Source organism: Anoxybacillus sp. MB8 (assembly GCF_011006755.1).
Lineage (GTDB): Bacteria > Bacillota > Bacilli > Bacillales > Anoxybacillaceae > Anoxybacillus > Anoxybacillus gonensis.
Window position 1 is genome coordinate 1 of sequence record NZ_RXXX01000063.1, and the last position, 8,939, is coordinate 8,939.

The 8,939-nt window shown below is 36.7% G+C and carries 8 protein-coding genes and 1 CRISPR repeat array; all 8 genes read left to right on the plus strand.

Translation table 11 applies throughout. From position 1 onward, the window contains the following. Positions 1-263 precede the first annotated feature (263 nt). From cas6 to cas2, 8 genes are read left to right on the plus strand one after another with little or no spacing between them, the layout of a single operon-like run. Positions 264-989 (plus strand): CRISPR-associated endoribonuclease Cas6, encoded by a 726-nt coding sequence (gene cas6 / locus EKC99_RS14420; RefSeq protein ID WP_163152524.1) that lies wholly within the window; start codon positions 264-266, stop codon positions 987-989. Next, the gene (gene cas8a1 / locus EKC99_RS14425; protein ID WP_163152526.1) at positions 986-2,764 is read left to right on the plus strand and encodes a type I-B CRISPR-associated protein Cas8b1/Cst1; all 1,779 of its coding nucleotides are present in this window, start codon (positions 986-988) and stop codon (positions 2,762-2,764) included. Before cas6 ends, cas8a1 begins: the two co-directional genes overlap by 4 nt. Then, entirely contained in the window at positions 2,761-3,648 is an 888-nt protein-coding gene (cas7i, locus tag EKC99_RS14430) for a type I-B CRISPR-associated protein Cas7/Cst2/DevR (RefSeq protein WP_009361659.1), read from the plus strand. The genes cas8a1 and cas7i overlap by 4 nt, the downstream gene beginning before the upstream one ends. A 2-nt stretch (positions 3,649-3,650) precedes the next feature. After that, positions 3,651-4,358: a type I-B CRISPR-associated protein Cas5b gene (gene cas5b / locus EKC99_RS14435; RefSeq protein ID WP_019416835.1), complete on the plus strand. Its 708-nt coding sequence runs from the start codon at positions 3,651-3,653 to the stop codon at positions 4,356-4,358. Positions 4,359-4,369: 11 nt separating this feature from the next. After that, complete coding sequence (gene cas3, locus EKC99_RS14440; RefSeq protein WP_163152528.1) at positions 4,370-6,547, plus strand: CRISPR-associated helicase Cas3'; 2,178 nt, start codon at positions 4,370-4,372, stop codon at positions 6,545-6,547. A gap of 16 nt (positions 6,548-6,563) precedes the next feature. Further along, on the plus strand, positions 6,564-7,061 hold the full coding sequence (gene cas4, locus EKC99_RS14445; protein WP_035066613.1) for a CRISPR-associated protein Cas4: 498 nt from the start codon (positions 6,564-6,566) through the stop codon (positions 7,059-7,061). A 1-nt stretch (position 7,062) separates the two neighbouring features. Beyond that, entirely contained in the window at positions 7,063-8,046 is a 984-nt protein-coding gene (gene cas1b / locus EKC99_RS14450; protein WP_009361655.1) for a type I-B CRISPR-associated endonuclease Cas1b, read from the plus strand. Between the two features lie 2 nt (positions 8,047-8,048). Continuing rightward, positions 8,049-8,312 (plus strand): CRISPR-associated endonuclease Cas2, encoded by a 264-nt coding sequence (cas2, locus tag EKC99_RS14455; protein WP_009361654.1) that lies wholly within the window; start codon positions 8,049-8,051, stop codon positions 8,310-8,312. A 186-nt stretch (positions 8,313-8,498) separates the two neighbouring features. After that, positions 8,499-8,934: a CRISPR direct-repeat array (repeat unit 29 nt; unit sequence GTTTTATCTGAACGTAGTGGGATGTAAAG). Positions 8,935-8,939: the final 5 nt, after the last annotated feature.

The following is an 8,939-nucleotide window of genomic DNA, read 5'->3' on the forward strand; positions in this document are numbered from 1 at the left end:
GGGAGGAAATCGGTTCCCTATCCATTCCAAATCCATTTCAGAGATACCCTATCCATCTTGCATTACACAAAATTCTTGACGGTACCGAAAATGTAGAGGATAGATGGATATTTGCAAGTTTTTTGATTTCGAATTTATTAATATAATGATTGAATATTCTATGTTTCGAATTGTTAAATTTTATTGAATTTTCTTTTTATTTGACAAAAAACGACAACATTTTCTTTTCTTTTTCGATAAAATGAAGCAAAAGGAGGTGTCTTATGAGAGTTATTTGTTCATTCCAAGTGAAAAAACTCCCACTTCATTATCGAATGGCAATTGTGTCGATCATGAAAGAAAGTATACGGGCATCTAGCGAGGAATATTACGAAAAGTTGTACATGAATCAGAAAACAAAACCTTTCGTTTTCTCACCTTTTTTAAAAAACTTCTGTTTAAAAGGTGATGAAATTGAGCTAGATGAATTACGTGTTGTTATTAGTTCACCTGATTATGAATTTTTGCTTCATTTGTATAATGGTTTGCAAAGTAAAAAAAGGTTCGAATATAAAGGATACGAATTTATTCGAAGAAAAATAGTAATGGGAAATGAAAAAAAGATTACATCATCTGTCGTCATATTTCGAACGCTCTCCCCTTTGTTAATAGAAGATGAAAAGAAAATTCCCATTGCTCCAGATGATCCAAATTATGAAAAACATATCAATTACTTAGCCGATACGATTTTATATGAATATCGCGGGAGGGGATTATATAAACCATTGACGGTGCGACCTATTCGATTTAAAAAGATGGTCATAAAAGAATCTAATCATCAATTTACTGAAAAGTATGGGGAACAACACCATTTATACTTCACTGCGTATCATGGCTTATTTCATATGAGCGGAGAACCTGCCGATTTACAATTGCTTTATCAACTCGGTTTATCAAAACGGCGTAATCAAGGATTTGGAATGCTTGAAGTGGAGGAGGTGAAGGAATGAAGGTTGAATTGCATATGGGGGAATGGATGATTAATATGGGACTTGTCGGGCTATATCGTGTGTTTGAATACGGACGGAAACATGAAATAATTAGCGAAGAACACAAACATAGCGTGACAGTTAAACCATGGGGAATTGAATTGGATACAGAGGTACTTCCACAATTGCCAAGAGCATATTTCTTGTATTTGTTGGAGGAGTATAGTGTTGCCAGAAGAGAATGCGAAAGATTGGATGCTTACATCGAACAGGTGAAGAATGAAGAACAGTTTAAAAGTAATATAAATACTTTAAAAAAATCTATATCAGATACAGGAACTAAAATACTTAAATATTTCACTCATGAAACATTGGAAAGTATATTAAAACAGATAAAAGAAATAAAGAAATATGAGCAAGTACATCAGCTGGAAGAGCATATACGTACTTTAAAGCAAGTGTATAGTGAACCGAAAATCAATGAAAAATTAACTTTTAATTATTTTAAACATGCTATACTTAAGCCATTATTTTTTGGGCAAGTTTCATTTTTAAATGTGTCAAAAAATAATCTAGATTTTGAAGGTCACGTAGAAGAATTTTACAATAGTTATATTTTTCCTGTAGTAAATGATTTATACTTGGAATCTGTCATTAATGATAGTCACTCTATGGAAGAGATAAGTTCTTTGTTAGGAAAACAGAGTGAATATCAGCTGTTTAGACAATTAAAACGGGCATGGAAGAAAAAAACGTTAGAAGAAGTACGAGAATACATCAAGACAGAAATAAATAAGTGTTTGCTCTTCAATGAACGTCTTGCTTTTTATAACTTCGAAGAAATGGTATTTTCTCCGATAGGAGTTGCGAAAGATAAAGCGTTTAACTTTAGTTGGTATTTTAATGGTGAGCAACCTCGACCACTATCTTCATTAGCTAAACTTGTGCTTTTATTCGCACCAATTGGCTCGACCATTTATTACAAAAACGAAGGAATAAATGAACAAACAGAACGACGATTGTATGCAGGTTTCGTTCAGACGGACGCCACTTTTGCGGAGGTTTTACAGAAAAACAATCATTTTAGGGAGTTAAAGAAAAAAAGAGAACCTTTTAACAAGATCGTCAGTCAGCTTGTTCAAAGCGTGAAAAAAGAATCGGAATATACAGTCGATCATTTGTTTTTCTTAGAATTCTTTTCGGACTACGACAGTAAAAAAACACACTTGCATTATTACCACCTTCCTATGTACTTAGCCTATTATTTCAAGCAATATGCTGATCGACTTGATTACATCAAACCATACGACTATCGTGAGCAGTTTGTGCAATCTGTGTTGCGCGGCGCGGATCCAATTCATGTCATCTATCACTATTTGCGCGATTGCATCAAAAATGAAAGAAGTACGAACGGTCCGTACATTGCTGTGCGGGAGCGGAATCGAATTTTGCAGTTTAAAAAAGGAGTGAGGGATATGGCCACGACAGACAAAAGAGTAACTGCGTTGTTTATGCAAGGGCGAGAAATTCGCGATGCGATCATCCGTTCAAGCGGTTCGGAGAAAAAAGTGACAAGCATTGCTTATCGTTTATTAAATGCTGCAAAAGCCGGAAATCGAAAAAGTTTTATGGATACGCTTATGCGTATTTATATGTCTACAGATCGTCCGATGTCACCTATTTTCTTAAATGCGCTACATGAACGGGATTTAGATTTTGCGACAGTGGCGAATGCGTTTATTGCTGGATTACTCGCAAACCAATATAAAGAAGAACAGGAGGAAGTTCAAGCATGAAAAAAGCGTTAACAATGACCGTCATTTTTCAAGCAAACTCATTAAACTATGGAGAAGGAATTGCTAATATTTCAGAGTTGAAAAAATTTCATCGCGGCGACGGTGAAGTATATACGTATGCATCGCGGCAAAGTATCCGTTACGATATTGTTCGGCTCGGAAACGAGCTGTTTGGGTGGAATTTAGATACGGTTGACAAAGCGAGTGGAGTTGTCCAATTTAAAAAAGATGTCACGATTAATGACTCTGTTGAAATGGACTTATTTGGCTACCTAAAAACGGATAAAAATTCGCAAAAACGTCCTGCTGTTGTTCGTCTGAGCCATGCGATTTCGCTTGAGCCATACAAAAGTGATTTGGAATTTCTAAACAATATGGGGCTCGCAAGTCGCATTGGACAAGATGCTAACTTAGCCAATATTGAACAACATCATAGTTTTTACACATATACGATTACCATTGATTTAAACCGTGTCGGTGTAGATGGGGAGATTGAGCTTCCAAGCGAAGAAAAAGCGAACCGTGTCCTTCAATTGCTTGAAGTGTTAAAAGTGCTAAACCGTAACATTCGCGGGCGACAAGAAAATTTATCTCCTCTTTTTGTCATTGGTGGAATGTATAATGTCGCCAATCCGTTTTTCCTCGGGCGCGTGCAACTAAGTGTAACAGGGAACGGATGGGCCATTCAAACGAAGCCAATTAAAGAAACGATGGAACAAACATTTGCTGGGGAAGCGATCGGCAAAGATACACGCATCGGTATATTGAGCGGTGTTTTTGCAAATGAAGGAGAGTTGTACGATCTATTCAACGAGCAAGTGATGCCTGTTGAACCGTTTTTCCAATATGTTTCAAAACAAATCAAAGCGTATTACGGTGTTTAAATATGAAAGCGTTACGATTAAAGTTATTTCAAGAAACAGCGTGCTACAAAAAGCCGTTTGCTTCCAAAGTGGCGGAAACGTATCCGCTTCCGCCATATTCAACAGTAAAAGGAATGATTCACGCTTTGCTTGATGCAAACCAATTCATTCCAATGCGTCTAAGTGTACAAGGGACGTATGAGGCGAAGTTGCTTGATTATCAGCGATATTATTTTTTCAAAAGGAGAGAACTATCCAGCTTTCCACTTGTACTAGATGGGTTAGCACGAATGGAATTTTCTTACGATAAAAATGAAATCACAACGATGCCAATGTACACACATTTGTTGCACAACGTCCATTTATTAATCCATGTCGAAGCAGAGGAACACATATTAACGCAAATCATTCATGCTATCGAGCATAGTACCACTCATTATAGCCTTGGGCGTTGGGAAGATTTAGTTCGGATTGATGAGTATAAACTCGTGGAAGTCCGAGAACTTGAGGAAGATGAGACCTTGACTTTGCAGCGAGATGCCTATATTCCGAGACATCTTCTTGATCGAGAAACAAAAAGTATTCCTTATCAACTCAATTGGAAATATGAAATTGTCAATGGGATTCGGCAGTGGGAAAAAATTCATGTAGGTTATGTTCAAAAAGGAATTGAGGCTCCAGAAGGAGTATGGATGGATGAAGACGGGGAACTAGTTTTTTATCATCTGTAGGAGGGGCAATGATGGCTTTTTATGCAAAATCGGAAGGAAAAGAGACGATTCGTGAACATACGGATCGTCTCCTTCATAATTTAAATTTATTAAAAGACGCTTATGGCCACAAATTCATGTTAATGGACGAACAAATGTGGAAACTGTTAGAAATAGCTGTGCAATATCATGATGTTGGCAAAGCAAATACGGTATTTCAAAACAAGATCCGTCAGGCGATTCATGAATCGATGTTAGAAACGGATGTAGAAACAAATGTACCTCACAATTACTTATCAGCAGGATGTATACCACTAAAACAGCTAGACCTCACGAAAGAAGAAGAGCGACTACTTATTCACGCGGTCGGTTATCATCATGAGCGTGACCAGCTTCCAGAGAAAGAAATGATTCGTCATGTTTTAGAAAACGATATAAAACAGCAGTTGCCACAACTAAGTGAACATATGGGATTACAAATGACAGAAAAATTTTCATATCGATTCGTTGATCGATTGTTAAAGCGATATACGTACCATGACGGAGAAGAATTTTGGAAATATGTCATGATTAAAGGATTACTACATCGTTTAGACCATGCGGCCTCTGCTCATATGGATGTCGAAAGGGATGTAGAAAAATCGGTCTACATAAATGTAAATGAATATATGCAAAAACAAGGATTTCATAAAAATGATTTGCAACAATTTGCTGAGCGGCATCATGATAAGCACGTTATTGCTATTGCACAAACGGGAATGGGGAAAACGGAAGCGGCGCTTTTATGGATTCGAGAGGATAAAGCATTTTTTACATTGCCACTTCGAGTGAGCATTAATGCAATATACGACAGAATAAAAGAAAAAATGGGTTATGATGCGGTTGGATTGTTACACTCTACGAGCGTGCATTATTTAGTAGACAAAGAGGAAAATTGGGAAGAATTAAAACAACAGTCTGAACATTATGCGAAGAAGCTATTGCTTACAACCATTGACCAAATTTTAAAGTTCCCATTTTACTATAAAGGTTTTGAAAAGGAATTAGCAGCGATGGCGAATGCAAAAATAGTGATTGACGAGATACAAGCATATGAACCGAGGATTGCAGCGATGTTAATTAAAGCATTAGAAATGATCCATCATGTAGGTGGAAAATTTATGATTATGACTGCTACGCTCCCTACTTTGTATTTGGAAGAGTTAAAACAGCGAAATGTGATTCACGATGATGAATTTGTTACAGGGGAGTTCATTGATACAGATGTTCACCGTCACCGCATTTGTTTGCGCTCCGAGTGTATAGAGGAAACAATCGGAGAAATGTTAGAGCTAGGAGAAACGTCACAAGTGCTTGTCATTGTCAATACTGTTCGTAAGGCAATGAGTCTTTATGATAAATTTTTAGATTGTGATACACAAGTTCCTATCTACTTACTCCATTCGCAATTCACACAAGAGGATCGCCAGTTGTTAGAAAAGCGCATTAAACAATTTAATGAAAAGAATGAACGAGGAATTTGGATTACGACGCAACTCGTTGAGGCGAGTATTGACATTGATTTTGATTATTTGTTTACGGAAATGTCAACGTTAGATAGCTTGTTTCAACGTTTCGGACGTTGTTACCGTAAAAGAGCACTTGACCATGACCATTGCAATATTCATATTTTCACTGAAAATATCTCCGGCATTCCAAGAGTATATAACGAACATCTTGTAAATGAGAGCATTCGGCTGTTAGAGCAATACGATTACCAAATTGTTGACGAACGTGCCAAGGTAGAAATGGTAAAGCAACTATATGATCGAAAACAACTAAAGGGAACATCATTTTTGAAAGAGTTTGAAGATGCCTTATACATGTTTGATAATCTTGATCCATACGGAATGGATAAACGTGAGGCGCAACAAAAACTGCGTGATATTCAAAACATCCAAATCATCACGCGGCAAATGTATGATCAAATTGAGCATCTATTTGAGCAGTATAAGAAAGAAAAAGAATGGAAAGAGCGGTTGAAATTACGAATGGAAATTGAAAAGAAGACAGTTAGCGTTCAGCGATATGTAGCGGAAAAATATGTGTCGGAGCGTTTGCCAAAGCCATTTGACCACATATATATTGCCGATGTTCAATATGACTTTAATCGTGAACAGTTGAAAGGAAAGGGTATTTTATTGGACAAACCTTCATCCAATCAATATTAAGAGGGAGTTTATATTCATGGTTAGTGGTGTGCAAATGCAGTATTACAAAGTGTGTAAGCGGAAGCTATGGTTGTTTTCAAAAGGAATTGCGATGGAAAATGAACATGAACGTGTCATTGAGGGAAAGATTTTACACGAGCGGGCTTATCCGCGTTTGGAAGATAGGGAAATTTTAGTTGATGATACATTCAAGTTAGATGCTTTAGATAAGGAATATGTTCGCGAAATTAAGATCTCTAGCAAAATGCCAGAAGCCGATCGATTTCAAATGTTGTATTACTTATATGAGCTAAAGAAACGGGGCATTACGAAGAAGGGATTGATTAGCTATACGAAGGAGCGGAAAACTGAAGAGGTAGAACTGACAGAAAAAGATGAGAGCGCGATTGAAAAGGCGATAAAGGAGATTTATGTCATTTTACAATCTCCTTCTCCGCCGCGGTTGAAAAAACTTCCTTACTGTACAAAATGCGCATATTATGAATTTTGTTTTGCGCTAGAGGGTGATGATTAAAATGTTGCGGGATCACTATATTTTTTCTAACGGTAGGCTGAAAAGAAAAGATAATACGCTATACTTTTTTGACGAACAAGAAAATAAAAAGAGCCTTCCTGTTCATCAAACGGATAATTTATATATATTTGGGGAAGTGGATTTAAACTCGTCGCTATTAAATTTGCTGAGCCAGCATGATGTTCATCTTCATGTATTTAATTACTACGGATTTTATGCGGGTACGTTTTGTCCGCGAAATAAAAAAGTTTCAGGATTTACGGTGGTGCAACAAAGTGTTCATTATCTTGAGCATGAGAAGCGGTTATATATGGCGAGGTCGTTTTTGCAAAGTGCCGTGCATCATATGTTGCGGAATATTCGACGATACAAAGAAAAAACGGAGCAATATGTAAAAAACATCGAAGAAGAAGCGAAAAAGATGGATAGTGCTACGACAATTCAAGAACTGATGGGAATAGAAGGACGCATTCGGCAACATTATTATCAGTCATTTAATGCAATTTTGAAACAAGATTTTATCTTTGAAAAACGAACAAAACAACCGCCGCAAGACCCGCTTAATGCCCTTATTTCGTTTGGGAATTCGCTTTGTTATACAACGGTTTTGTCGGAAATTTATAAAACACAATTAGATCCGACTATTAGCTTTTTGCATGAGCCATCAACGAAGAGATTTTCTTTATGTCTAGATTTAGCGGAGATTTTCAAACCATTACTCGTTGATGTTGTGATTATTTCGTGCATTAATAATCGCATCATCACCCAGAAACATTTCGATTTTCTTGATGGAATGGTTTTGCTAAACGAGGAAGGAAAAAAGCGTTTTATTAAAGAATGGGATGAGAAGCTATCAACAACAGTACAGCATCGGAAACTGAAGAGAAAAGTAAGTTATCGTTATTTTATTCGTTTGGAATGTTACAAACTCATTAAACATTTCATTGGCGATGAACCTTATAAACCGTTGAAGGCATGGTGGTAGTTATGTTTGTAATCATTACGTACGATGTTGGAGAAAAACGTGTAAATAAAGTGTGTAAAAAGCTGAGGGAGTACTTAACGTGGACCCAAAACTCTGTGTTTGAAGGGGAGATTTCCAAAAGTTTGCTTATGAAATGCTTGAACGAGATAGACCAAATTATTGATGAAGATGAGGATTCCATTTATATTTACGAAGTGGCTAATCCGAAGAATATCAAGAAGCAAGTATTTGGACAGGAGAAAAACTTTGATGAACTCTTTCTTTAATATTTGCAGTGAACCTCTAATTTTAAAAAATGAATAAAAATGCTTGATATATCAACAAAAAATGCGGTATTTTTGGAATAAGGACAAAACACGACTGACGCTTCACTGCAAAAAGTAGGAACTTGTCATATCAACACTTCCAAAAAATCGTTGATATGACAGTACTTTGTGTTTTTAGACTTTAGGGTTTTATCTGAACGTAGTGGGATGTAAAGGAGCTGGCTCTCTAAATCTTTCTGGTAAAGGATCGTCAGGTTTTATCTGAACGTAGTGGGATGTAAAGCGCTCTGTCTCTGTATCTTTAGACGTTTATCGTCATTTGGTTTTATCTGAACGTAGTGGGATGTAAAGGTGTTTCAGGCGGATAGCGTTTTGCAATCTCTTCTTCTAAGTTTTATCTGAACGTAGTGGGATGTAAAGATCAAGGATTTTCTTGATGATGTCGGACGTAACTTGTTTTATCTGAACGTAGTGGGATGTAAAGTTATATTTTTTGGGATTTTAAACGAAATATTCCAATCGAGTTTTATCTGAACGTAGTGGGATGTAAAGCTTTTTCGCATCGTAATTTTGGTTCACGAACTGATTCACCAGTTTTATCTGAACGAAGTAGGATGTAAAGATACA